The 23810-nt window shown below is 33.3% G+C and carries 22 protein-coding genes; 11 read left to right on the top strand and 11 right to left on the bottom strand.

The window, feature by feature from the left end; genetic code table 11:
• Positions 1–69 precede the first annotated feature (69 nt).
• Genes ACI9TV_RS04185 through ACI9TV_RS04235 form a run of 11 tightly spaced genes read right to left on the bottom strand, consistent with a single transcriptional unit; the run spans position 70 to position 12135 of the window.
• Positions 70–912 carry a metallophosphoesterase gene (locus ACI9TV_RS04185; protein ID WP_415249503.1) on the bottom strand — a complete coding sequence of 281 codons (843 nt, stop codon included), beginning with the start codon at positions 910–912 and terminating at the stop codon, positions 70–72.
• A gap of 11 nt (positions 913–923) precedes the next feature.
• Positions 924–1547 carry a 5,6-dimethylbenzimidazole synthase gene (gene bluB / locus ACI9TV_RS04190; protein ID WP_415249504.1) on the bottom strand — a complete coding sequence of 208 codons (624 nt, stop codon included), beginning with the start codon at positions 1545–1547 and terminating at the stop codon, positions 924–926.
• Positions 1544–2509, bottom strand: coding sequence for a FecCD family ABC transporter permease (locus ACI9TV_RS04195; RefSeq protein WP_415249505.1), 966 nt, complete (start codon positions 2507–2509; stop codon positions 1544–1546). The genes bluB and ACI9TV_RS04195 overlap by 4 nt, the downstream gene beginning before the upstream one ends.
• On the bottom strand, positions 2502–3227 hold the full coding sequence (locus tag ACI9TV_RS04200; protein ID WP_415249507.1) for an ABC transporter ATP-binding protein: 726 nt from the start codon (positions 3225–3227) through the stop codon (positions 2502–2504). Before ACI9TV_RS04200 ends, ACI9TV_RS04195 begins: the two co-directional genes overlap by 8 nt.
• Position 3228: 1 nt before the next feature.
• Positions 3229–5541: an EcoAI/FtnUII family type I restriction enzme subunit R gene (gene hsdR, locus ACI9TV_RS04205; RefSeq protein ID WP_415249508.1), complete on the bottom strand. Its 2313-nt coding sequence runs from the start codon at positions 5539–5541 to the stop codon at positions 3229–3231.
• Positions 5541–6755 (bottom strand): restriction endonuclease subunit S, encoded by a 1215-nt coding sequence (locus ACI9TV_RS04210; RefSeq protein ID WP_415249509.1) that lies wholly within the window; start codon positions 6753–6755, stop codon positions 5541–5543. The genes hsdR and ACI9TV_RS04210 overlap by 1 nt, the downstream gene beginning before the upstream one ends.
• A complete protein-coding gene (locus ACI9TV_RS04215; protein WP_415249510.1) occupies positions 6748–7746 on the bottom strand; it encodes a virulence RhuM family protein in 999 nt (332 codons plus the stop codon). The genes ACI9TV_RS04210 and ACI9TV_RS04215 overlap by 8 nt, the downstream gene beginning before the upstream one ends.
• Positions 7743–9194, bottom strand: coding sequence for an N-6 DNA methylase (locus ACI9TV_RS04220; protein ID WP_415249511.1), 1452 nt, complete (start codon positions 9192–9194; stop codon positions 7743–7745). Before ACI9TV_RS04220 ends, ACI9TV_RS04215 begins: the two co-directional genes overlap by 4 nt.
• Before the next feature lie 54 nt (positions 9195–9248).
• A complete protein-coding gene (locus ACI9TV_RS04225; protein ID WP_415249512.1) occupies positions 9249–10064 on the bottom strand; it encodes an ABC transporter substrate-binding protein in 816 nt (271 codons plus the stop codon).
• 9 nt (positions 10065–10073) lie between these two features.
• The gene (locus ACI9TV_RS04230) at positions 10074–11933 is read right to left on the bottom strand and encodes a TonB-dependent receptor plug domain-containing protein (RefSeq protein ID WP_415249513.1); all 1860 of its coding nucleotides are present in this window, start codon (positions 11931–11933) and stop codon (positions 10074–10076) included.
• Between the two features lie 49 nt (positions 11934–11982).
• Positions 11983–12135: a hypothetical protein gene (locus ACI9TV_RS04235; protein WP_415249514.1), complete on the bottom strand. Its 153-nt coding sequence runs from the start codon at positions 12133–12135 to the stop codon at positions 11983–11985.
• A gap of 145 nt (positions 12136–12280) precedes the next feature.
• Here ACI9TV_RS04235 and ACI9TV_RS04240 point away from each other — a divergent pair, with 145 nt between their 5' ends.
• The 11 genes from ACI9TV_RS04240 to ACI9TV_RS04290 all read left to right on the top strand — a co-directional run bounded on the left by ACI9TV_RS04240 (position 12281) and on the right by ACI9TV_RS04290 (position 23810).
• Entirely contained in the window at positions 12281–13561 is a 1281-nt protein-coding gene (locus ACI9TV_RS04240; RefSeq protein WP_415249515.1) for a diguanylate cyclase, read from the top strand.
• 63 nt (positions 13562–13624) lie between these two features.
• Positions 13625–14413 carry an MBL fold metallo-hydrolase gene (locus ACI9TV_RS04245; RefSeq protein WP_415249516.1) on the top strand — a complete coding sequence of 263 codons (789 nt, stop codon included), beginning with the start codon at positions 13625–13627 and terminating at the stop codon, positions 14411–14413.
• Between the two features lie 2 nt (positions 14414–14415).
• Complete coding sequence (locus ACI9TV_RS04250; protein ID WP_415249517.1) at positions 14416–16179, top strand: HD domain-containing phosphohydrolase; 1764 nt, start codon at positions 14416–14418, stop codon at positions 16177–16179.
• 30 nt (positions 16180–16209) lie between these two features.
• Positions 16210–17535, top strand: a complete 1326-nt coding sequence (locus ACI9TV_RS04255) for an NFACT family protein (RefSeq protein ID WP_415249518.1) — start codon at positions 16210–16212, stop codon at positions 17533–17535.
• A gap of 68 nt (positions 17536–17603) precedes the next feature.
• Positions 17604–18584 carry an SLAC1 anion channel family protein gene (locus ACI9TV_RS04260; protein WP_415249519.1) on the top strand — a complete coding sequence of 327 codons (981 nt, stop codon included), beginning with the start codon at positions 17604–17606 and terminating at the stop codon, positions 18582–18584.
• A 72-nt stretch (positions 18585–18656) separates the two neighbouring features.
• Complete coding sequence (locus ACI9TV_RS04265; protein ID WP_415249520.1) at positions 18657–18962, top strand: hypothetical protein; 306 nt, start codon at positions 18657–18659, stop codon at positions 18960–18962.
• Between the two features lie 76 nt (positions 18963–19038).
• Positions 19039–19896 carry a PDC sensor domain-containing protein gene (locus ACI9TV_RS04270; RefSeq protein ID WP_415249521.1) on the top strand — a complete coding sequence of 286 codons (858 nt, stop codon included), beginning with the start codon at positions 19039–19041 and terminating at the stop codon, positions 19894–19896.
• A gap of 62 nt (positions 19897–19958) precedes the next feature.
• Positions 19959–21824 (top strand): DUF3365 domain-containing protein, encoded by a 1866-nt coding sequence (locus ACI9TV_RS04275; RefSeq protein ID WP_415249522.1) that lies wholly within the window; start codon positions 19959–19961, stop codon positions 21822–21824.
• 49 nt (positions 21825–21873) lie between these two features.
• Entirely contained in the window at positions 21874–22629 is a 756-nt protein-coding gene (locus ACI9TV_RS04280) for a phosphatidate cytidylyltransferase (RefSeq protein WP_415249541.1), read from the top strand.
• Complete coding sequence (dxr, locus tag ACI9TV_RS04285) at positions 22630–23688, top strand: 1-deoxy-D-xylulose-5-phosphate reductoisomerase (RefSeq protein ID WP_415249523.1); 1059 nt, start codon at positions 22630–22632, stop codon at positions 23686–23688. It begins immediately after the preceding gene.
• Positions 23685–23810, top strand: coding sequence for a hypothetical protein (locus ACI9TV_RS04290; RefSeq protein WP_415249524.1), 126 nt, complete (start codon positions 23685–23687; stop codon positions 23808–23810). The genes dxr and ACI9TV_RS04290 overlap by 4 nt, the downstream gene beginning before the upstream one ends.

Raw genomic sequence — 23810 nt, forward strand, 5'->3', positions numbered from 1 at the left:
TACCCTTAAAATTTCATAGATTATAACTGATTTTAAGTTTACAAATTCAAGGTATTAATCAATTAATATTTATGAAGTATAAATCAGTTTTTCACTAATTTGGACATTGTTTATCTCTACATAACGCATGGGGTACATATCTAAGTCTAGAGGTCTTACAAAGCCTCTTGTTACGATGGCTTTTGTCCCGTGTAGTTCTTTTACCGAATCAATGTGCTTATGACCGGAGAGAGTGAGTATGAGATTTGAAAATGAGAAAAGCTCTTTTTGAACTTCATCCGTGTTGTTAAGTACATACTTGTGAATGTCATTTGCCTCAGTCCCTTTCCAGTAGTTTGTGTATGGGTGGTGGTTAAGGATGATTGTCGGTTTTTTACTTTGTAGAGCTTTTTTAGCAAAAGCTATCGTTTCTTTAGTGTATAAACCATTGTTCGCATTTTCTATACAGCTATCAAGACCTAGAATCAAGTAACCATTTTTTTCTAAAAGCCAATCTCTTCCATCTACTAGAAGTGATTTATCTTCAAGAAACATATTTTTAAACTCATCTAGGTTGATGCTATCGCCCTTTGGCTTTGGTGAAGACTCTTTGTTTCCTCTTACAAGTAGTGCTGGACAGTGCAGTTTGTCTATAATCTCTTTAAATTTTAATGCATCCTTATTTCCAGCGACATTATTGTTAAAGTTGTCTCCGCCAAAAAGGACAAAGTCTAGGTCTTTGTATTCTTTGTTAATAAACTCAGCCATAAGTTCCATCGCTTCTACACTAGCAGTATCTGCCAAGTCCATATGTGAGTCTGTAATGTGAATAACTTTTAAAGTATTTTCTTTTTTTGACTCATTTGCAACTAAAGGTAAAGCACCCATAGCTAGGGCAGTTTTCATAAAGCCTCTTCTTGATATTTGTGACATTTAGTATCCTTTTATTTATATGTTATACACTCAGACAATAATTTCTCGTCTTTCCAACCAAGAGTTTTAAGTTCGCTCTCTTCATAAAATTTATCTACATAACCTATGCACAAGTAGGCAATGAGTTGTGAATTTTTTGGAGCATCTAAAGTTTGTAGCACTTTTTTTTCATCTAGTATACTTACCCAACCTAAACCTATATTTAAGGCTCTCGACATTAACCACATGTTTTGGATGGCACAAACAACACTGTATTCACCCATTTTTTGCATGCTGGTCATTCCAAGTATTTCTTCACCACTGGGTTCATATAAAACGGCAATATTTACAGGTGCTTCTTTTATACCTTCTAATTTTAGCTTAGCATAAAGCTCTTTATTTTTAAAAATCTCTTGTGCTTTATTATTTTCAGTTTCGAAGTTTTCCAAAATCTCATTTTTGATATTTTTATCTTCTATGACAATAAACTTCCAAGGCTGTGAATAGCCAACAGATGGAGCAGAAATGGCGGCTTCTAAAATGAGTTCTAATTTTTCTTTTTCTACTTGAGTATTTACAAAACGGTTTCCACGGACATCACGTCTTGCTTTGATGATTTCTAAAAGTTTTTGTGAATCTTGTTCTTGAAATGTCATCTTTTACTTTTTGTAATGATAAGATAGATAAAAAATGGTCCACCAATGAGTGCGGTAATAATCCCAATGGGGAGTTCACTTTGTGTTGTTATGGATCTTGTGATTGTGTCACAAAAAACAAGAAAAAATCCACCAAAAAGAGCGGTACTAAAAATACGTTTATCTACGGTACTCGGATGAAGCTTAGTAACTATGTGAGGTACAATAAGCCCAATAAACCCAATAGGTCCACTAATACTTACAAGCACTCCAATACCCAAAGATGAAATGATTAAAAGAGTGAGAGTAACTTTTTTTGTGTTGATTCCCTTGAGTGTAGCCTGAGAATCTGAGATACTTAAAAGCTGTAACTCATACTTATAAAGGTACAAACTTAAAAATAAAAATACTGCAATAGCTCCAAGAAAAATAGGATGGTTCCAACCAATTACAGACAGCGAACCCATTGTATAGCGTATGAGCATATCATTCTCAATTGCATCGCCAAGGTAAAAGATAATCATCAAACTAGAAGTATAAAAAAGTGAAAGAGCAATTCCTAAAAGTAAGAGCGACTCATGTTGAGAACTTTTTAAAAACTGGGAGAGATACACAAGTAAAAAAACGGTGAAGATAGCACCTAAAAAGCCAAATACTGAAATAGCAGCTATGCCAAAGATTAAACTTCCTAGTCCAAGCTTAATCGCGATTCCTGCACCTAAAACTGCTCCGCTTGAGATTCCTAAAGTGTAGGGAGTCATTAAAGCATTACGAAAAAGAGTTTGAAACAAAAGTCCACTTAATGAGAGAATCACACCTGCAAAAAACGCAAATAGAACTCTTGGCACTCGTAGGTCTAAAAATATTTGAGAGCTTAAAGAGTCTGCTGTAAGTATTTCTGCGAAGTTAAGATCTACCGCTCCAATGAATGGTGAAGCAAAAAGAGTAAGAAGCAGTAAAAACCAAATAGCTAACTTAATCATACTTCACCACCAAAGAGTTAAACTCTACCTCATAAAGTTTCCCAAGTGTCGCTTCTTCAAAAAAATCATTCTCATGTAAAGTCGCACCTTGGTTTTTTATGAAAACAACAGGACTATCTATAAAAGATGCAAGATGTATGTCATGTGTTATGAGAATAATTTGATGATAATCTTTTAAGCCTTTTATATGCTGTGCAATGACTTTAGAGTTATGAGGGTCTAAGTTCGCTGTTGGTTCATCAAAGATGATAACTTCACTTTGTTGTGCAAGTGCCTGAGCAATGAGTGTTAGCTGTTGTTCACCAGAGCTTAGTGAGTGGAGTGTATGCTTTTTTAAGTGAGCAATACGCAAAAACTCTAAGGTTCCTTGGGCAATTTTTTCATCTTTAGAAGAGTAGTTAAAAAAACTCTTTTTATGAGGAAAGCGTCCAAGTAAAACAAACTCTTCAACATTTATGTAAGGATCATACACTTCAAGTTTTGCTGGGATATAAGAGATACTTTTCGCACGTTGCATTAAATTTATGTCTTGAAGATTTTTAGCGTTTATACTTACTTCACCATCAAAATGAATAAGTCCAGAGATAGCCTTAGCTAAAGTACTTTTCCCACTTCCATTGGCACCAAGAATACTGAGATGATTGTTTATTTTGAGGTTAATGTTTTTGAGGATTGTTTTATCATCAAACGAACACGATACATTTTTTAGCTCAATCAAATCAGGCTACTTCTTGCATATACAAATATTTTTGAAATTCAATAAACAAAGAGCTAATGCTTGCTACTTCACCTAAGATTTCTTTTGCATCTTCAAGTGATTGGTATTTATTTTCAAGCAAAATTGGAAGTTTATCTTGTGCGAGTTCTTCAACACCAGATTCTATGTATTTACTCAAAACAAATTCTATAAATTCAGATTGTTCTTTATTTAAAAGGGCAAAAATATTTTTTCGTGCTTCATCCACTCTTTTTGTTCTTGAAATAGGTTTTATATTACCATCAAATACATACTCTAAAACATCAAACAAATCACTTTTTTGTGCATTTATAAGTTGTTTGAGTGTATTTAATTCCTCAACTCCAAAACCTGCTTCATCTAGTTTTTCTAGAAGAGTTTTACGTGTGAGCGGTTTACTCCACATCTCTCGTAACTCTTTTTCACTTGTAAAAAACTTTGGTAATTCACCAAACAAGTTTTGCAAAAACTCTTCGCTAGAAATGGGCTTTCCATCAGCACTCCAAAAAGAAGTTGCCATCATGTGTTGTATCTCTCGCTCTTTTCCATCTGCGAGTTTTATTTTTATTTTTGTAGCTCTTTGAGTCGGTTCTTTGGGTTCTCTAGGCTCACTTGGTGTTTTTTCTTCTTTTGGTGTTGTTGGTTCTGGCTCTATTGGTTCACCGTCCCACTCAGGGTCTAAAAACTGTTGGTAGGCATCTACAAAGTCGTAAATGGTGAAGAACTCTTTTCCATCAAAAAGACGAGTTCCACGACCAACTATCTGTTTAAATTCTATAATCTGTTTGACTGGTCGCATAAGAACAATGTTACGAATATTTCTAGCATCTACTCCAGTTGAGAGTTTTTGGGATGTTGTTAAAACAGTTGGAATAAGTTTTTCGTTATCTTGAAACTCTCGTAAAAACTGTTCACCTATCTCGCCATCGTTTGCTGTAACTCTTACGCAGTAGTTAACTTCTTTACTTGTTTTTTTGTATTGGTTCACCAAGTCACGAACAGCGGCTGCATGGATTTGTGTAGCACAGAAAATGATTGTTTTTTCATTTTCGTTTGCCTCGTCCATAAAGATTTTTACTCTTGTGGCTTCTCTTTGTTTTATCTCGATGATCTTATTAAAATCTTCTTCTTTATAGAGTTTTCCCTCTTCTACTTCACCTTCTATAATATTGTCATCGCTGACGTATGTATAGTCATCGAGAGTTGTTTTGATTCTTTTTACTTTAAAGGGAGTTAGGAACCCATCGTTGATTCCCTCTTTGAGTGAGTAGATATAGACTGGTTTGCCAAAGTAATCATAGGTATCGACGTTGTCTTTACGTTTTGGAGTGGCAGTTAGACCAAGTTGAACAGCAGGTGCGAAGTACTCTAAAATGGCTCTCCAGTTTCCTTCATCATTTGCTCCACCACGGTGACACTCATCTATGATGATGAAATCAAAGTAGTCTTTAGGGTACTGTCCAAAGTAGGGTTCGTTTTTTTCACCACTCATAAAGGACTGAAATATTGTAAAAAAGATACTTCCATTTGTTGGAATCTTTCCACTTTTTTTAATCTCTTTTGGTTTAATGCGTACCATAGGGTCTTCACCAAAGGCACTAAAAGAGTTAAAGGCTTGGTCGGCTAAGATGTTTCTGTCTGCTAAAAAAAGTATGCGTGGTCTTCTTTTAGAGTCTCTTTTGAGTGTCCATCGTGTGTGAAAAAGTTTCCACGCTATTTGAAAGGCTATGGCTGTTTTTCCTGTTCCTGTTGCAAGTGTGAGGAGTATGCGGTCTTTGTTTTGAGCTATGGCTTCAAGTGTATTCTTCACCGCTATCTCTTGGTAGTAACGAGGTTGCCATGTTCCACTTTTACTCTCAAAAGGTACGCTAGAGAATTTCTCTCGCCATTCGTTTTGCTCACTATATGTTTTTTCCCAAAGTTCCTCTGGAGTTAAAAAGTTTTCTACGAGACTCTCTTCACCAGACTTGAGGCAGATACTATAGATCTCTTTTCCGTTTGTAGAGTAGGTAGCTTCAAGGTTAAGTTTTTGGGCGTAGAGTTTAGCTTGTGCTACTCCTTCACCAACTTCTAGTTCAGCAGACTTTGCTTCAACAACAGCGAGTTTAATACCCTTATAGACTAAAATATAATCAGCAATGAGAGCTTTAGTACGACCACCACCAACTTGAATACGACCGTCTGTAATTTTACAAACATCACGTTCACGTAAAATGTAAGAGTCTTCAACAACTCCCCAGCCACATTCACGAAGTTTAGGGTCTATAAGTTCGGCTCTTGTCTCTGCTTCATTCATCACAACTCTCCGTTAAATGCTTTTTCTAAGATAGATTTTTTGAGTTCTTCTAGGTCTTGTAGCTTTTGGGTGTAGATAGATTCTAGTTTTTTTGTTTCAGATGAAAATAGATTTATTTTTTTTACTATTTCTTTTTGCTCAGTTAATGGAGGTAATGGAATAAGTAAATTTTTAAAAAAAGTTAAACTTAGATTTGCTCTTGCATTATCTACTTCGTTATCATGCAATATTTTTTTAAAAAAAGGAGAATTTAGTAAATACATTAAATAATAGTTATAAATTTTTTCAGGTAAACATCGCATCAAACATACAGCTTGATTAATATTAGTTATTTCATTCAAGTCATATATTGCAGTTCGTCCGATTGAAGCTCCAACAATATTAGTCAGAACATCTCCTTTTTTTAAAATTGATGTTTTTTGAATATCATTAAATTTTTCTTCTAAATATTTTTTATTACTAAGTAGTAATTTTCCTTCACCAACATTTTTACTTGTAAGGAAGAAAATTCCACCTTCATCAACATAACTAATTCCTTGCCATTTCGGTGAAGACCCCTTGGTTACAAGTTCAGTCAGATTTTTAATTGATTCTTCTTTCCAATCTGTACCTTTATTTTCAAAAATACCTTGCAGATAAGATTCAAAAAGCTCTTTAGCATTTTGCAGATTTAACTCCGCATTTGCTTTTGCCTTATCTGTAGCAGAAAAAGCCTCATCTAAAATAGCTACTATTCTTTTTTGTTCTTGGAATGGAGGTAAATTAATCTTTAACTCTCTCATTGTCTTTAAAGAAACATTTTTAATAGTTGCCCCAGTAGCTTCTTTATGTGCATAGCTCAAAAAATAAGGACTAATAAGAATGTATTTTATAAAATTTTTATCAATTCCCTCACACAAATTAAAATAACATGCGCTTTTCCCAAGTACTATTTTTTCATTGTTATAAAATGCAACATTCCCTAAAGTTCCATTGATTGAAACTAAAATTGTTCTATCAGTTAAATTCTTTTTATATTTTTCATATTCTTCTAAAGAAACTCTTTTCGTAGATTCTTTAAATATAATTTTTCCATCGTTTAAATTATTACCATTAACAAAATAGTATTCGCCATTATCGGTGTATTTAGGTGTTCCATGCAGTCCATCACCTAAATGAGAAGTTATTTCTTTTAATGTCTTCTCTTCCCATCCCTCTCTCAAAACACTAGCCACGAACTTCACCTAAAAGTTTCTTTACCGCTTCTAACTCTTCTAAATCAGTCTCTTTTGCATCTTGGAGTTTTCTTTTTGTGTCAAAAGCAGCATAAATCTCTTTTACTTTTTTCTCCATCATTGGACGAGAAATTGAGCCATTTCCTTTGAGTACTTCTTTGTCATTAAACTCTAGCATCTTGTCTACGTTTGCTTTCCAAAAGTCCATTGTTATATCTTGACGGTTTTTTACTCTGAGTTCTGCTGTTTCTAAGAAAATGACCACTAAACGGTTAAGTGTGTCTATCTCATCTTCGTTGAGATAATTTTTAGCAACTGTTATATCTTGCTTACGAACAACGGCACCTTTAAAAGATGTGAGCGCCATGTTAGGAGAGTCTTTGTCCGCTCGTGAGAGGATTAACTCAGCGGCTGTCATGTGAGTAACTGCAAAGATGAGTTTGTTTTGAGTCTCGGCAAAAAACATGTGTGTCGCTTTGTCGCTCTTGTCATAATCACTACACAGAGCAAACAGGTCTTTCACTTTTTGGTAAAAACGTTTTTCAGATGCACGAATGTCACGAATACGCTCTAAAAATTCATCAAAGTAATCAGCTCTGCCATTAGGGTTTTTAAGACGTTCATCGTCCATCACAAAACCTTTCACCATGTATTGGCTTAGGTTAGCATTTGCCCAGATTCTAAACTGTGTTCCACGTTTACTTCGTACTCTAAAACCTATAGAGAGAATCATCTCTAAAGAGTAGTAAGTAACATTATAATTTTTGCCATCAGAGGCAGTTGTTAAGTAATCCTTAACAACTGAATTACCCTCTACTTCACCCTCTTCAAGGATGTTTGAGATATGCATACTTATATTTGGAACAGAGGTGGCAAAAAGTTCTGCTATCTGATTTTGATTCATCCACACTAAACCATCTTGAGCAAAAAGTGAAACAGAAGCTTTACCATCTGCTGTGTTGTAGATGATTATGTTTTGCTCTGCATTCATATCAAATTCTCTATAGTTTTTAAAATCTCTTCACTCTCTTTGTCTAACTCCGCCATAGCTTTTAAAATTTCACTAGGTTTTCTAAGTGGAGCTTCCTCTGGTGTGTTTGGATTTTTAGCACTTAAATCATACGTACTTGTATCTATATCTTTTAGATTGAGAGTCCAAGAGTTTTCACTCTCCGCTTTTGTCTTTTGAAGTGTTATAAACTCACTTAAATCTTTTTCGTTAAGAGGGTTTGTCTTTCCTAAATTTCTATCTAGGTTAAGTGAGTAAAACCAGACTTTTTTTGTACTTACACCTTTGTCGAAAAACAGAACTACAGTTTTAACTCCAGCTCCTGTAAATGTTCCAGAGGGAAGGTCTAAGACAGTATGTAAGTTACAAGAGGAGAGTAACTCACGTCTAAGAGCTATAGAAGCATTGTCAGTGTTACTTAAAAAAGTGTTTTTAATAACTACACCGGCTTTGCCGCCAGCTTTGAGTATTTTGATGAAGTGTTGTAAAAACAGTGAAGCAGTTTCACCGGTTTGTATAGGAAAATTTTGTTGTACTTCTGCTCTTTCTTTTCCACCAAAAGGTGGGTTGGCTAGAACTATATCGTAGCGGTCTTTTTCTTGTATGTCGGAAAGGTTTTCTGCAAGTGTGTTTGTGTGAATGATGTTTGGAGCTTCCACACCATGAAGAATCATGTTCATGATGCCGATGATGTAGGCAAGTGATTTTTTCTCTTTACCGTAGAAAGTATTTTTCTGTAGAGTTACAATGTCTTTAGTTGTTAGTTTTTTACTCTCGCGTAAGTACTCAAAAGCTTCTACTAAAAAACCGCACGAACCTACTGCTCCATCGTAGACAGTATTGCCGATTTTAGGGTTTACAACTTTTATGATTGTTTTTATGAGTGGTCGTGGAGTGTAGTATTCACCACCGTTTCGACCAGCATTTCCCATGTTCTTGATTTTACCTTCATAGAGGTGGCTCATCTCATGTTTTTCTACATGTGTTTGAAAGCGAAGTTCATCGATGTGGTTGACAACCTCACGTAAGTTATAACCACTTTGGATTCTGTTCTTAAGTTCACTAAAGATTTCACCGATTTTATACTCGATAGTGTTTGCACTTGTTGCATTGGTTTTAAACTTTTTAAAGTAAGGGAAGAGTTCGTTGTTTACAAAGTCAGATAAATCATCACCTGTATCTGCATCATGGTCGATTTTTCCATTTGGGAGTTTTGGAGCTGCCCATGAAGTCCATTTGTATTTTAAGTCGATAATATTTGTGTACGTAGTTCCACTAAGCTCAGCGGCTGTTTGTTTGTCTTTTTCTAAGTCATCAAGGTACTTTAAAAACAAAACCCAAGAGGTTTGTTCGACATAATCAAGTTCGCTTCCACATCCAGCATCTTTATGAAGTATGTCATCTATATTTTTAAAAGTAGTTTCAAACATGTTGTTTTTCTTTGTAGTGGAATTTTATTTGTTATTTTAGCATAGAAGTGAACGTTAATCGTTCATCTCTTTACATAGTCTCTCAATGGTTAGGGCTATACGATGGGATGGAATGTGAAGATAACTTTCATCAACTATGGAAATTTTGTTATTTTGTGAAGCTTTTATAGGTAAGTCGTACCAGTTTTGTAAGGCTTTTTTTACATCTACATTTGCTTCTGTTGCAAGTGAGTGAAGGATGATAACTTGCTCTGGATTTACTGCGATAATATTTTCATAGTTAAGTGTGGGTTGTGAGGTTGAGTTTTCAGTATATGCATTTGTATTTCCACATTCGTGGATGATGTCTTCAAAAAAAATGTTATGCCCAGCAATGTACGTTGCGTTACGTAAATCTTCACGTAATCCGTAGACTATCATCACGCTATGTGGGTTTACATTTTTGTTAGCTTTAAGAAGAGCGTTATCTATGTTAGTTATAAGTTGTTTGTCTTGAAGTGAGCTTGTAGTTTTAGCAAGTGTGGCGATAGAGTCTTTGATGTTTTGTATACTTTTTAGATCAAGCATGAGGGTTTTTATTTTAAAGTGTTTGAGTTTATCTAAGAGTGCTTGGTTGTGAGACTGCCCTACAACAAGAGTGGGTAAAAAAGAAAGAACCTTTTCTAAGTGAGGATTTTGATAGCCACCGATGATAGGGATCTTTTTGGCTTTTTCTGGGTAAAGAGAAAAAGAGCTTGTAGCAACAATATTTTCACCCCTATCAAGTGCGAAGAGTATCTCCGTGATAGATGGGCTAAGAGAGATAATCCTCTCATTAGCACTCAGGTTGAGTATAAAAAGTAGTGTTAGTAGAAGTGTTTTTATACTCATAATCTACCTTTAAAAACTAGCTTTTAATCCAACATAAGCACTCAAAGGAGCTGCAGCATATCCATCTACCACTTGGTAATATTTGTCAAATAAGTTATCTATTTTAACATAAACCATTACCTTGTCATTTATATCATAGTTCGCAGCAACATTCACGAGTGTATATTTTCCTGTTTGCTGCCCTTGTTTATTTGCTCTGTCATATCTTTCACCAGTGTATTGACCGTAAACTCCAAGGTGTAAATCTTCAAGACCATAATAGTCAAGACCAAGATTTGCAGTATGCTTTGGTCGTCTTGCTAACTCTTCTTTATCATTGTCTTTTGCACTTAAGTAGGTGTAGTTTGAAGTGAATGTAAGATCTTCTATAATATTTCTACTGTAAGCAGCTTCAATACCTTGAAAAGTACTGTTTCCATTAAGATTTTTATAGATAGCTGGGTTACCGCCATAACCGTCTGGGTCATACCATTCTATTAAGTTTTTTATTTTTTGGTAAAAGTAAGTTAATTCAAGACTCTTATAGTTAAAAGAAAGGTCAAAACTTTTTGTATTTTCAGGATTAAGATTCTCATTGATTGCACCCCATGGATTTAACTCTTGAACAATATTTGGAACGTTATATCCACTACCAATGTTAGAACTTACAGACATATCTTGGTTTAGATTATATTTTAATCCAAGTTTACCTGTAGTTTTATCATCAAAATTATTATAATTGTCATGTCTAATACTCTGTGTAAATACAATTTTGTCAAATTTATTTGAATTAGTAGAATAGAGGTACTTGTTCTCATTTTCTTTTTGTGTTTTAGAACTATCAGTCTTGATAAAGTTTACATCATCGCTACTCATTCCTACACCTAAAAGTAAAAAACTATTTTGAGCATAAGAATAGTCGTCATTGAGTTCAAGGTTTTTAGTCTCGCCATTAAAGTTTTTTACATATTCGCTTCCAAATTGAGCAACAGTCCCTATCTCATCTCTCTCGAATTGACTATTTTCATATTTAAGAGTGATGTCATGTTCTCCTATCGTATGGAGATATTGAAGTGAATATAACTGATTGTCAATATCGCTTTTCATATTACTATCGTCTGGATTATTGTAACTATCGTAGTCTTTGATGGCATCAATATTTGTGAAATTAAATTTTAGTGTTATATCATTATTGACTGCATAGCCAGCTTTGAAATTTACAGTTGTATTTTCATACGTGTCATCTTCATATTGGTCTACATCATCGCCTCTTGGAGATTGAACACTAAAAGAATCACTCGTTATTCTGTTAGCACTAAGCTTTAGGTCAAGTTTTTCATCTTTATGAGAGATGGAAGCCGCGTATTTCTTAGTATTGAAACTACCGTATTCTAGGTTTGCACTTACGTGTTGTCCCTTCTTTGAGTCTTTTGTGATGATGTTGATAACACCAGCACTAGCATCAGCACCCCAAACACCACTTTGAGCACCTTTAATAACTTCTATTCGTTCAATATCAGATGCCATTAAATGAGAAAAGTTTGCTCCAGAAGTACTTGAAGGGTCTTGAAACCTAATCCCATCTATAAGCACTAAGGTTCGACTGTTATTCATTCCTCTTAATAGCACAGATGTACTAGCACCTAAGCCACCATTACTTACTAGGCTAATTCCACTTAAATTACTTAATGCTTCTTGAACAGTTGTAGGGTGTTTTTCTTCAAGCTCTTCACTGGTTATAACACTAATATTTGATGTAACATCTTGTATAGATTGTTTTGTTTTAGTAGCACTAACTACTGTTATAGGCTCTAACTCTATTGTTTGATCTGCATTTACAGAACTAAAAAGAGCAACTAAAATGAATGATAATGGTATATTTTTTGACATACTTGTCCTTAATCTTATAATAATTTTTAGTGAGTGAGGTGTTTAAAGATTAAGAAGCGGGTGGTGAATTGATTTGTAAAGTAAGAGGTTTTCCACTAAGAGTTAAGGCAGAAGAAAATTGTGCAAAGATTTTTTGCATGGATATATACGCTTGAATCGCTGCAAGTGTAAAATAACCTTTTCCAAAACCTAAGGGAAGCATATCTTTTTATTATCTCTTTTATTAAATTTATTTAGAATTATAACCAAAAACTTTTATTCTAAGTATGGGAATAAAAAAGGGTTGCTGTGTATTAATATTTGAAAGGATACAATTAGTCAAGTATATACTACTAAGGAATAAGCTTATGTTATATGATTTCTCAAGTTTTTTTTACGGAGAGAACAATATTCTTCTTGATGATTTTTTTGATAAATACACAACCCACCTCAATGATGAAAGAAATAGTGTTTCTGTCCTTACGGGACATTATAAAAATATTTTAAACACTTTGGCAGAACCTTTTGAGGAAGAAAATATTTTAACTCTCTTTGAAGAACTTGCAAAACATGAAGTACTTCTAGGTCATCCTTATGTCATCATGTCTAACGAGATGCATAATTTTAAAGCTATCCTTATCTCAAAAATGGCTGAAAAAGAACAAACGAATGATATTATTCGTTTGATTTTTCTCTTTAAAAAGATAAATAATAGCATTGCACATATCTATCTTCATTCATATATAAAACAACTTCTTTCAATCAATATGATACGTATTAATTCGATTTCTGATTTGATTGACAGACACCTTATTAAGCACTATGAAGCACATCTTCAATGGCTTACACAACTAGCATCGTCAATCCAAAGTGAAGATAGCACAATTATTCCTGAACTTAATGAATCACAATGTACTTTTGGAAAATGGCTTATAAGTGAAGGTAAAAATATTATACACAATAACTCAAAGTATCATGCAATCTGTGTCATGCATGATAATCTACATTTATTTGGAAAAAAGATACAAGCATATATTGGCAAAGAAGAGTACCATATCCTTATTACATATCTAGAAAAATGTGAATTACTCTCTCTTAGTATTGGTACTGAGTTAGCTCTTGCTGATAACATTTTAATGAATACAAAAATAACAAAAGATGCTCTTACTGGGGCGATGAACCGACACGGTCTTAAAAGTGTTTTTGAGAGTCAATACGAAATTTCTTTAGCGACTAACAACACCTTTGTTTTAGCTATGTGTGATCTTGATTTCTTTAAGAATTTAAATGACAAGTATGGACATGTGGCCGGAGACGAAATGTTAAGATTGTTCGTTAATATAGTGATTCAATATACGCGTAATTCAGATGTGGTTATTCGATACGGGGGAGAAGAATTTATTATTCTTCTCCCTGCTATGAATAAAGCAAAAGGTTACGAAGTACTAGAGAAAATCCGTAGAAAGTTTGAAGAAAGTTCTCAAATTTTTAACAATCAAGAAGTTAAAGCAACTGTGAGTATAGGTCTTTTAGAAATCAAACCTGAAAAATATTATAATCAAAAATTTCTCAATGAATATATAAATATCGCTGACCAAAAACTTTACATGGCAAAAGAAAGTGGTAGAAATAGAGTCGAAGTATGTTAACTCAAGAATCCTCTAATCTACTTTACTCTAAAATACTTAAATATACAGCTAAAAAGGCACCTAATGAGTCATTCATATATTGATAGCTATCTAGGACAAGAACTAACATTAGAAACAATCACACCACTCTATAAAAATGAGGGTCATGAGATTTACTGGCTTGGGATTGATGATGAAACAGCTTTTCGCTGTAATGCATACTTGATTAAAGATAATGATGAATATATTATTGTTGACCCCGGTAGTCGTTCTTTTTTTGCTCAGGTTCAAGAAAGAGTTTCTCAAATCACTGATCTTAAAAATGTTAAAGGCTTAATCCTTTGTCATCAAGATCCTGATGTAGCTGCTTCTATGATTGACTGGCTTGATTTCAATCCCGAGATTTTGATTATTTCTTCTGCACGAACTAATGTTCTTTTGCCTCATTATGGACGAAGTGATTACGAGTTTTATGATATAACAGAAGATAATAGCTATAGTTTTAAAAGTGGAAGAAAACTGACTTTTGTGGAAGCACCTTTTTTACATTTCCCAGGAGCATTTACTACGTATGATAATGAGTCTTCATTTTTGTTTTCTGGTGATATCTGGGCTGCTTTAGATATAACTTGGAACCTAACAGTAAGTGATTTTGAAGAACATAAAATGAATATGGATTTATTTCACCTAGATTATATGGCTTCAAATGTCGCAGCAAGAGGTTATGTCCGTCAGCTAGATGGCATAAGTATTGAAGCTATTTTACCGCAACATGGATCTATCATTCCCAAAGGATTTGTTCTAGATGCTTTAGAGTATTTAAAAAATTTACGTTGTGGTGTGGATTTAGTTTATAGTGATTTGAGTGTTTAGTCATGCATGATTTAGAATACCTAGAAAAAGAGATAAAACAACTTAGACGAAAAAATAAGCTTTTAGAACAAACACTTAAACAAGACCACGCTATACATAAAAAATACACAGAGTCTTTAGTTTTGCTAGAAGAAAAAGACCGAGAACTCATTGATCTTAATATTCACTTAGAAGATAAAGTAGCAGAGCGTACAGTAGAACTTGAAGATATGTATCAGCATGAGCAACATTTTAAAGAGATGATGAAAATGGTTGCAGATGTGAATGAATTTCTTGTTGGTGCGATGAATATGAAGTCTATCGTAAGAACAAGTATTGACAATGTGTGTAAACAAGAGCATTTCAATTTTTGTTGGTTTGGCCTTATAAATAAAGAAAATAATTTCCTTGAAGTTATTCATAAATCAGAAGATATACACAACCTAATAGATTGTACTGAATGTCTCCTTGATATGCAAAATCCAAAAGGAGTATTTCAATCAGCAATAGAAGCTATTAAAAGTAAAAAAAGTGTATTGCAACAAGATTTAAGTACCGTCTTTCCTGTAATGAAAGGGAGACGTTCATATGATTACCAACTAGAGGCTTCAGTTAGTATCCCATTGTTTCATGAGGACAAAGTATTTGCAGTTATATCAATTTATTCTTCGCAGGAGTCCATTGATGACGAAGAGATTAGTATTTTAGAAAACCTTGGTAAAGATATTGCCTTTGCTATTAGTATAAATCAGCATAGAAATATTCTAGAAAAACTTGAAATAGAAAAAATTACTAACTATGAAGAAACCATCTTAGCATTTGTAGACATCATAGAGCAACGTGATGCGTATACCGCTGGTCACACCGTACGTGTAGCAGAATATTGTCGGTTAATGGCAGCAGCGCTTAATATACCAAATGAGAAGATACAGCAACTTGAAAGGGCTGCCATTTTACATGATATTGGAAAAGTTGTAACTCCTGATGCTATTTTACTTAAGCCGGGGAAACTATCTAATATCGAATATGATTTAATTAAACAACACGCTACTGCGGGCTATAAAATGCTCTCTAACATAGCGATGTACCAAGATTTGGCAGATATTATCCGACACCACCATGAACATTATGATGGGACAGGTTATCCTGATGCTTTAAAAGGTGATGATATATCGTTTCTAACACATATTATGATTGTTGCAGACGCATTTGATGCGATGACTACAAATCGTGTTTATAAAGGAAGAAAAACAGTAGAAGAAGCGGTTGAGGAGTTAGTTAATCTTTCGGGTATCCATTTTCATCCAAATGTCATTGAAGTAGCGCAAACAGTATTGTTGGATGTAGATATCAATGATACCGATCAAATGCCACATAGTGATTTAGAACAAAAAAGATTTTCGTACTTTTTCCAAGATGCTCTCACTTCCGTCCATAATGAAAGCTACTTAGAAATGGTACTTAATAAAGATACATATGAGTATTCATGTCTTAACTTATTGTTGTTACGTAACTTCACACAATATAATCATTCTTTTGGATGGGATAAAGGGAATGAAATGCTTGTCCAAATTGCTAAAGGTCTTCAAAAACACTATCCAAATGCTGAGATTTTTAGATTTCATGGAGATGATTTTATCTTACTTCACCAAGAAAATACTCTTATTGACATGCTTGAGTTAAATACAAAACTTGGATTTTCTGATGATATTTATTTTGAGTTACATCATTTTGATACGAATGATTTTTCTTCTGCAAAAGCAATGATTGAAGAGCTCAAAAGGTAAGATTTTGAGTCCCTGTGATACAATCCATCTATGAAACTATCACACTTAAAGCAGATTACTTCCTACCTTCAAAACTTTAGTAAAATCTCGGCTATTTATCGTGTAACCGACACTATTGTTAAAGTTGCATTTGACAAAAATGATGAAATCTATTTCAATATGCAACGTTCTTCTTCGAGTATGTTTAAGTGTAATTCTTTTGCACGTTCAAAAATTTATAATGCACCTTTTGATGTAGTGTTAGCAAAAAGATTTAATCGCGCAAATATCTTGGGAATGGAACTTTTAAACGATGATAAAATTATTCGAGTGAAGACTTCTATTGCTTCAGCATATAAAGAAGAGATTACGTATGTCCAGTTTGAATTTACTGGGAAATATACGAATGTCATAATTTTAGATGAAGAAAATGCTGTTCTTGAAGCACTTCGTCATGTGGATCTTTTTTCTTCGTTTCGTGAAGTTCGAGTAGGGCAAAAGCTTTTAGATGTTCCAGTAGCTCCTTTTGTTGCCAAAGAGTATCCTCTTGAAAATGTAGAAAAGTTTTTATTTGAGAACCATGAAAAAGAGCAAAATCACAAGCTTGAGTCTCTTAAAAAACAAAAAGTTTCTTTTCTTACGAAGAAGTTGAAAAAACTTCAAAAACTTTATGAGAAGTTAGATGATGAGGCAAGTTTAGCTCAAATTGCAGAAGAATCGCAACACTTAGGGAACTTGGTGTTGTCAAACATGCATAAGATAAAGCCTTACCAAAGGCTTCTTGAACTTGATGATTATGATGGAAGTGTAATCAAGGCAGAGATAGAAAAGGCTTACTCAAGTGTAGCTCAAATTTCAACTGCATTTTTCACAAAAAGTAAAAAAGCGAAACAAAGAGCAAAAAATCTTCACATTGAAAAAGAATCACTTGAATCAAAAATACATCATTTACAACTTTTTATACATACAGTGCAAGAGGTAGAAGATGCTGCTAAGATTTCCCTTTTATTCCCTAAAAAAGAGCAAAGTAAAAAAGTAAAGGTCAACGATTCTATAGAAACTTTTCTTATAGAAGGGTATAAAGTCTCACTTGGTAAGAATGAAAAAGGTAACGTTGAAGTACTAAAAAATGCGAGAGCAAGAGACATCTGGATTCATCTTAAAGACCAACCATCGTGTCACGTAATTATAGGAACCGACAAGCAAAACCTTCCTATGCATATCATCGAGAGTGCGGCAAGGCTTTGTGTTGACTTCACCACTACTTCAAAAGACCGTTACTTGGTTGATTATACTCCTCGTCGTGAAGTAACTATTCAAAGTGGGGCAAACGTTTTGTACAACAAGTATAAAACCATAGAAATAGACACACGATAAAAACTTAACATTAATGTAACTTATTCTTATTATAATTCCAAAATATATTTGTTATAAAAGGCATAGTGATGGAAAAAGAAGAAAACTGCAGTATTGTAGAGTTAAATAGGCTAAAGTTTTTCCCTATTATGATGTTTGCAATTGTTATGGGGCTTTCGGGTATAACAATCGTATTTGAAAAAGCACATGAAATGTATGGATTTCCTAGTGTTATTGGCACGGGATTATTGATACTCGATTCTCTCGTGTTTATCATTATAGCTTTGGTCTATGCTTCAAAGAATGTAAAGTATTTTTCTGAAGTAAAAAAAGAATTTAATCATCCTATACGAATTAACTTTTTTGCAACTACTTCTATTTCTCTTTTGCTTTTATCTGTTGCCTATCATCCTTTAAGTATAGATGTCGCGTACTATACATTTATAGTTGGGACAGCTATACAGACATTTTTAACTTTTTATACGATTAGTTTTTGGATCAACAAAAACTTAGAACTTCATCATTCAAATCCTGCGTGGTTTATTCCCATAGTTGGTAATGTTTTAGTCCCAGTTGCTGGAGTGGGATTTATTGACAATAATTTTTTAATGTATTATTTTTCAATAGGGATGTTCTTTTGGATTATCTTAACGGCTATATTAATTAACAGAATTATCTTTCACCATCAATTAGCAGGGAAGTTTATACCAACGTTATTTATTTTTATTGCACCACCAGCTGTAGCATTTATAGCCTATGTTAAAATAAATGGTATGCAGTTTGATATGTTCGCAAGCACTTTATACAATTTAGCCCTCTTTTTTACATTTTTACTCTTGTTCATGTATAAAAACTTTTTAAATTTAAAGTTCTTCATTTCATGGTGGGCTTTTACCTTTCCATTGACAGCTGTTACAATTGCCTCGATGTTAGCACATAAGCTTACAGGCATTGCAATATATAGCTATTTCGCGTACTTTTTTATGGCACTCGCGTCACTTGTAATACTTTTTGTAATCTATAAAACACTAGCACATATGCTTGAAGGTAAAATCTGTATTGAAGAGTAAAAATTTAAAAAATTGCGTAGTTTGCCGATTTTGCTATATAATAAATAATTATAGACTCTAAAGGAGTAGGCTATGGCAATTGGACCGATAGGAAATGCAATCTATGTAAACCAGCAGACTGCTAGTGTAGCCTCCGCTCATGGAAATCAAAATAATAAATTTGACCTTCAAAATGTAATGGCTCAAGCAGCAGTGAATGAAAAGGATGAGAAAGTTTTAGAAGTTCGTCCTACTGAAGAAAATCACGAAGTAGACCCTGATCGTGAACATCAAAAAAATGAATCTGATCAAGAAACTGATAGAAATGAAAAAAAAGAAGAAGACGAAAAAAAAGAAACGCAATCTCCTCCACTCCATAAATTAGACATCAAAGTTTAGTATAAAACTTAATCACGTTGTAACCATTTTGTCGATTTATTAAAGTTATAATTCAATCAAATAAGGAGATTGAATTATGAGAGAATATATAGAGATATACCAAGACAACAAAGAAAAAATAGAATCCTTTATAGAAGACACTTTAGAAAAGCAACACTTACTTAAAAATCAGCTTGATGAAAAGTTTAAAAAATTATTTAAAAGTTTCCCGTCATTGGAGTTAATCTATTTAGTTAATTGTAAAACAAAAAATCAAATATCTTCGAATATTTATAGACATAAAATAGATGACACTCAAATATCTACAACAAGAGATTATCTAATAGACAAGCTAAATATAAAAGATAATGGATTCGCTTTTACAAAACCATACCAAAGTATTACTACCGGAACTACATGTATAACAGTTTCAAAAAAAGAAGAAGATAAAATTGTTTTTTTAGATTTTGATTTAGAGATTTTACTTGAGCGATTAGGACTAATAGAGAAAAATAAGTTTTTTAGTACTGTGACAAAATCTTTTTACATCATTGCTGGATTTTTTATGATGTTTTTATCTCTTGTTGCAATTATTTATGCAGGTGTGGATTTTGTAACAAATCTGATGAATTTTAAGTTGAGCATCGACACAATATTTAAGCCTATCATTGCTACCACATTAGGCTTAGCGATATTTGACCTAGCAAAGACTATTTTAGAGCAAGAAGTGTATTATAAGAGCTATATTAAAGACCCAAAAATTGAGATAAAAACACTAACAAAATTTTTAGTTACGATTCTTATAGCTCTTTCAATTGAGACTTTAATGGTAGTATTTAAAATAGCTATAGAGAACTATGATAAGCTGATAAATGCCTTGTATCTGATGCTTGGTACGTCACTATTTATGATGGCCTTATCTTTTATGATTTACATTACGAAAAAGAGGAAATAATGAATGTAATGCAAATATGGTTATAATAATATTATAGATATTCTTAAGTGGGGATATTCACAATGAATAGAAGAAAAACAATTGTTTATTTAAGTGTAATATTTCTTGTTGTTGGTGTGGTAAGTTCCATCCAGCTATATATAGAGAGCTCATCTACTAAATATAAGCAACTCCTAGAGCGTTATCTAGTTCAAGAAGCAAGTTCAAATTTTGAGAATATGATTGTTGCCCAAGCTTGGAATGCAAGTCATGGAGGAGTGTTCGTAAAACAGCATGAAGGTATAAAGCCAAATCCATACTTGAAAAACAATGTTTTAATGACAGATAAAAATGAAACGCTTATAAAAATAAATCCAGCTTGGATGACTCGACAAATGTCAGAGATAAGCAACAATGCAAACCGTGACTACTATAAAGTAACTTCATTAAATCCTATAAACCCATCGAATAAAGCAGATGCATTTGAGATAGAAGCCCTTCAGTACTTAGAAAAAAATAGATCTAAAAAATATTATTATCAAATAAAAGAACTTGAAAACCTTAAGGTTAATTTTGATTTTCTTGGTAAATTAGATGTAACACAAAAATGTATGTTATGTCATGCTGATCAGGGTTATAAGGTTGGAGATATAAAAGGAGGTATTCGCGTAAGTGTACCAACTAAAAAATATACAGACCTATTAAAACATCATACAGCAAATAAAGTTTTTATGTATAGAACAATTTTTATTATAACATTTTTGGTCTTACTAGTAATTGGATGGCTAATACATAGAAATTATGTTTATCAAGAAAAAATAGAAAAAGAAAAAGAAACATTTCAAAGCTTAATAAATTTACAATTGAACATAGTGATAGTAACAAATGGAGAAAAACTTGTATACGCAAATAAATCATTTTTCAACTTTTTTGATTATTCTCATCTTGAATCTTTTCTAGAAGAACATGATTGTATTTGTGAAAGATTTGAAGTGGACAATGATTACTTTCATTTAGAAAAAATTGATGAAAATGAAAATTGGGTATATTATTTATATGCTGCTGATAGTAGTCAAAGATTTGTAAAAATGCTAGACACTAAGGGCAATGTACATATCTTTTCAGTGTATATAAATAAGTTTAGGGAGAATCTTTTTTTGGTAACTTTTTCTGATGTTAGTAATAAAATGAAAGAGTATTTAGAATTGGAAAAAGATGTACTGTTAGAAAAAATGATGATCGCTGAATCTCGAGCAGAAGCTATGAGTGATATAATTCAAATGCTTTCTCATCAGTGGAGACAACCACTAAGCTCACTTGGAATGTCTACTGCAAACTTACTGATTGATCTAGAGTTAGGTGATTATTCCAAAGAAAGTTTAATCGTATCAGCGCAAGAGATGGATGAAAAGATTACAGAACTGGCTAGTGTCATTGAGAAATTTAACAATATTTTTTCTCAGAATGCTAGTTTGGAAAGTAACGTAGATATTGTGAAGCTTATTGAGAGTGTAATACTATTAAAAGCGAAGGAGTTTGAATCTCATCATATTACAGCAAAAATAATTTCTCAGATACCTCTTGTATGGGATACCCATTCGAAAGATTTATTTAATATCATTTTGGTTATTTTTAATAATGCTCAGGAAGCTATTTTGAAGAATAAAGTTCTAAATGGTTTTATAAATATAGAAATAGAGAATAAAGATAAGTTTGTATGTATTCACATAGAAGATAATGGCAATGGGGTTGATGAAAATATTATAAATAATATTTTTGAGCCTTACTTCACAACAAAAGAGCTATATAATGAGGCTGGACTGAGCTTATTTACAGCCAAAATAATGTTGGAGAGACTCTGTAATGCATCGATTTCTGTAAAAAATGGTAAGTTTGGCGCAAGGTTTACCATCACGATGAGCAATGAAAAAAATAAAGATGTGCCTTAATCAACAATATGTTAATATACAAGAACATAATAATTAGGATTTTTTTATGATGCATATATTTGAAGACCATAAAGAGAGAATTACGACAGGCTTAGCTTTAGTGGCTGCAGTTTTAGTGATAGGTTTTATTGATAACTTTTTTTTAATGTGGTTTATTTTTGGTGTGATATATATTTTAGCTTTTAAAGAAGCATTAATGCTCTTTGGTATCGAAGATGAGTCTTTATACCTTTACGGTGTTGGTCTTTGGTTCGTCGCGGGTATTTACCCTTACGGTGATGATTTATTTGTTTTAGCTGGAGTCGCATATGCCAGTGCTGTGGCATATAACAAAGAGTTAGAGTGGAAAAATTTCCTTCCGTTTTTATATCCAACAGCAGGAATGCTGTTCATGTTTACAATGTACCAAGAATATGGAGTTTTATCTCTTCTTTGGTTACTTGTAGTCGTAGCAATGACAGATGTTGGGGCATATGCAGTTGGTAAAAGCATAGGGAAAACTCCATTCTGTGAGACAAGTCCGAACAAAACTATGGAAGGCGTTGTTGGTGGGATTGTTGTTGCGACGTTATCTGGTATGTTTATAGGACTTTTTGTAGTTGACTTTATGGTGTCGTTCTTAATTTCGGCACTTGTAGCTACGAGTTCTATCTTTGGCGATTTGTTTGAGTCTTCACTCAAACGTGCAGCAGATGTAAAAGATAGTGGAGATTTACTTCCTGGTCATGGCGGTGTACTTGATAGAATTGATGGTTACCTTTTTGGTGGGATTGTGATGTTAGTTTTACTTCGTGGACTTGTCTAGGTGGTACTACTTGGATCAACTGGTTCTATTGGTGTAAACACACTTGAAGTTGCTAAAAAATTCAACATAAATGTTGAGGTTTTAGTAGCTGGAAAAAATATAAAACTTCTCAATGAACAAATCGCACTTCACCAACCTAAAGTAGTAGTTATTTCTGATAAAAAAGATATAAAAGAGGTTAAACATACTAATGTTTTTGCGGGTGGTGAAAACATACTAAAGGTTATTGAAGATTCTACAAGTGAATTAGTGGTTAATGCACTTGTAGGATTTTTAGGTTTAGGTCCAACTTTAAAAGCAATTGAGTGTGGTAAAAAAGTAGCCCTTGCAAATAAAGAATCTTTAGTCGCTTCTGGAAACTTCATAGATATGTCAAAAATTCAGCCAATAGATTCTGAGCATTTTGGACTTTGGTATCTTTTACAAGACAGACCCGTTGAGAAGATGATTATTACCGCCAGTGGTGGAGCATTTAGAGATTGGGATATAAACAAACTTAAAAATGCTACTTTAGCAGACACGCAAAAACATCCAAATTGGTCAATGGGTCAAAAGATAACGATTGATTCAGCAACAATGGTTAATAAAATGTTCGAACTTTTAGAAGCAAGATGGCTTTTTGGTGAAGGGAAATATGACGCGATTGTAGAGACTAAATCATTGATTCATGCTTTGATTGATTTTAAAGATGGCTCAACAACTGCACACTTCGCTCATGCAAACATGCAACTTCCAATTGCATATGCAATCAATGAAAAAATGAATGAAAATATTTTAAAGCATGTAGACTTACTAAAAATTGGTAGCTTAGAATTTAGAGAGATAGAAAAAGAACGCTACCCAATATGGGAAATCAAAGAAGATTTACTCTCTAACCCAAATCGTGGAGTAGTAGTAAATGCGGCAAATGAAGTAGCCATTGAAAAGTTTATCAACAAAGAGATAGGCTTTATGGATATTAGTAAAACAATTGTTAAGGCGTATGAAAAATATTTTCATGAACCACAAAGTGTTGAAGAAGTCTTTGAGATTGATAGAGAGGTTAGAAGAAGTATATGAGTGAAAGTATAGATAAGGCAACAGCTACTTCAGATTTATTAATATGGGGTGTGATGTTTGGATTACTTTTAGTCGTAGTTGTTGGCTTGGTAATCTGGGATAAAAAAAGTAGGGAAGAGTAA

The sequence above is a fragment of the Sulfurimonas sp. genome (genome assembly GCF_047622445.1).
Lineage (GTDB): Bacteria > Campylobacterota > Campylobacteria > Campylobacterales > Sulfurimonadaceae > Sulfurimonas.

What these genes read in the sequence shown, in the direction of transcription:
- ACI9TV_RS04265 (WP_415249520.1), top strand. Translation starts at nt 18,657, where the DNA reads ATGGCAATTGGACCGATAGGAAATGCAATCTATGTAAACCAGCAGACT.
- ACI9TV_RS04270 (WP_415249521.1), top strand. Translation starts at nt 19,039, where the DNA reads ATGAGAGAATATATAGAGATATACCAAGACAACAAAGAAAAAATAGAA.
- ACI9TV_RS04245 (WP_415249516.1), top strand. Translation starts at nt 13,625, where the DNA reads ATGAGTCATTCATATATTGATAGCTATCTAGGACAAGAACTAACATTA.
- hsdR (WP_415249508.1), bottom strand. Translation starts at nt 5,541, where the DNA reads ATGAATGAAGCAGAGACAAGAGCCGAACTTATAGACCCTAAACTTCGT.
- ACI9TV_RS04235 (WP_415249514.1), bottom strand. Translation starts at nt 12,135, where the DNA reads ATGCTTCCCTTAGGTTTTGGAAAAGGTTATTTTACACTTGCAGCGATT.
- ACI9TV_RS04280 (WP_415249541.1), top strand. Translation starts at nt 21,874, where the DNA reads ATGCATATATTTGAAGACCATAAAGAGAGAATTACGACAGGCTTAGCT.
- ACI9TV_RS04215 (WP_415249510.1), bottom strand. Translation starts at nt 7,746, where the DNA reads ATGAATGCAGAGCAAAACATAATCATCTACAACACAGCAGATGGTAAA.
- bluB (WP_415249504.1), bottom strand. Translation starts at nt 1,547, where the DNA reads ATGACATTTCAAGAACAAGATTCACAAAAACTTTTAGAAATCATCAAA.
- ACI9TV_RS04275 (WP_415249522.1), top strand. Translation starts at nt 19,959, where the DNA reads ATGAATAGAAGAAAAACAATTGTTTATTTAAGTGTAATATTTCTTGTT.
- ACI9TV_RS04185 (WP_415249503.1), bottom strand. Translation starts at nt 912, where the DNA reads ATGTCACAAATATCAAGAAGAGGCTTTATGAAAACTGCCCTAGCTATG.
- ACI9TV_RS04250 (WP_415249517.1), top strand. Translation starts at nt 14,416, where the DNA reads ATGCATGATTTAGAATACCTAGAAAAAGAGATAAAACAACTTAGACGA.
- ACI9TV_RS04195 (WP_415249505.1), bottom strand. Translation starts at nt 2,509, where the DNA reads ATGATTAAGTTAGCTATTTGGTTTTTACTGCTTCTTACTCTTTTTGCT.
- ACI9TV_RS04220 (WP_415249511.1), bottom strand. Translation starts at nt 9,194, where the DNA reads ATGTTTGAAACTACTTTTAAAAATATAGATGACATACTTCATAAAGAT.
- ACI9TV_RS04225 (WP_415249512.1), bottom strand. Translation starts at nt 10,064, where the DNA reads ATGAGTATAAAAACACTTCTACTAACACTACTTTTTATACTCAACCTG.
- ACI9TV_RS04260 (WP_415249519.1), top strand. Translation starts at nt 17,604, where the DNA reads ATGGAAAAAGAAGAAAACTGCAGTATTGTAGAGTTAAATAGGCTAAAG.
- ACI9TV_RS04290 (WP_415249524.1), top strand. Translation starts at nt 23,685, where the DNA reads ATGAGTGAAAGTATAGATAAGGCAACAGCTACTTCAGATTTATTAATA.
- ACI9TV_RS04230 (WP_415249513.1), bottom strand. Translation starts at nt 11,933, where the DNA reads ATGTCAAAAAATATACCATTATCATTCATTTTAGTTGCTCTTTTTAGT.
- ACI9TV_RS04255 (WP_415249518.1), top strand. Translation starts at nt 16,210, where the DNA reads ATGAAACTATCACACTTAAAGCAGATTACTTCCTACCTTCAAAACTTT.
- ACI9TV_RS04240 (WP_415249515.1), top strand. Translation starts at nt 12,281, where the DNA reads ATGTTATATGATTTCTCAAGTTTTTTTTACGGAGAGAACAATATTCTT.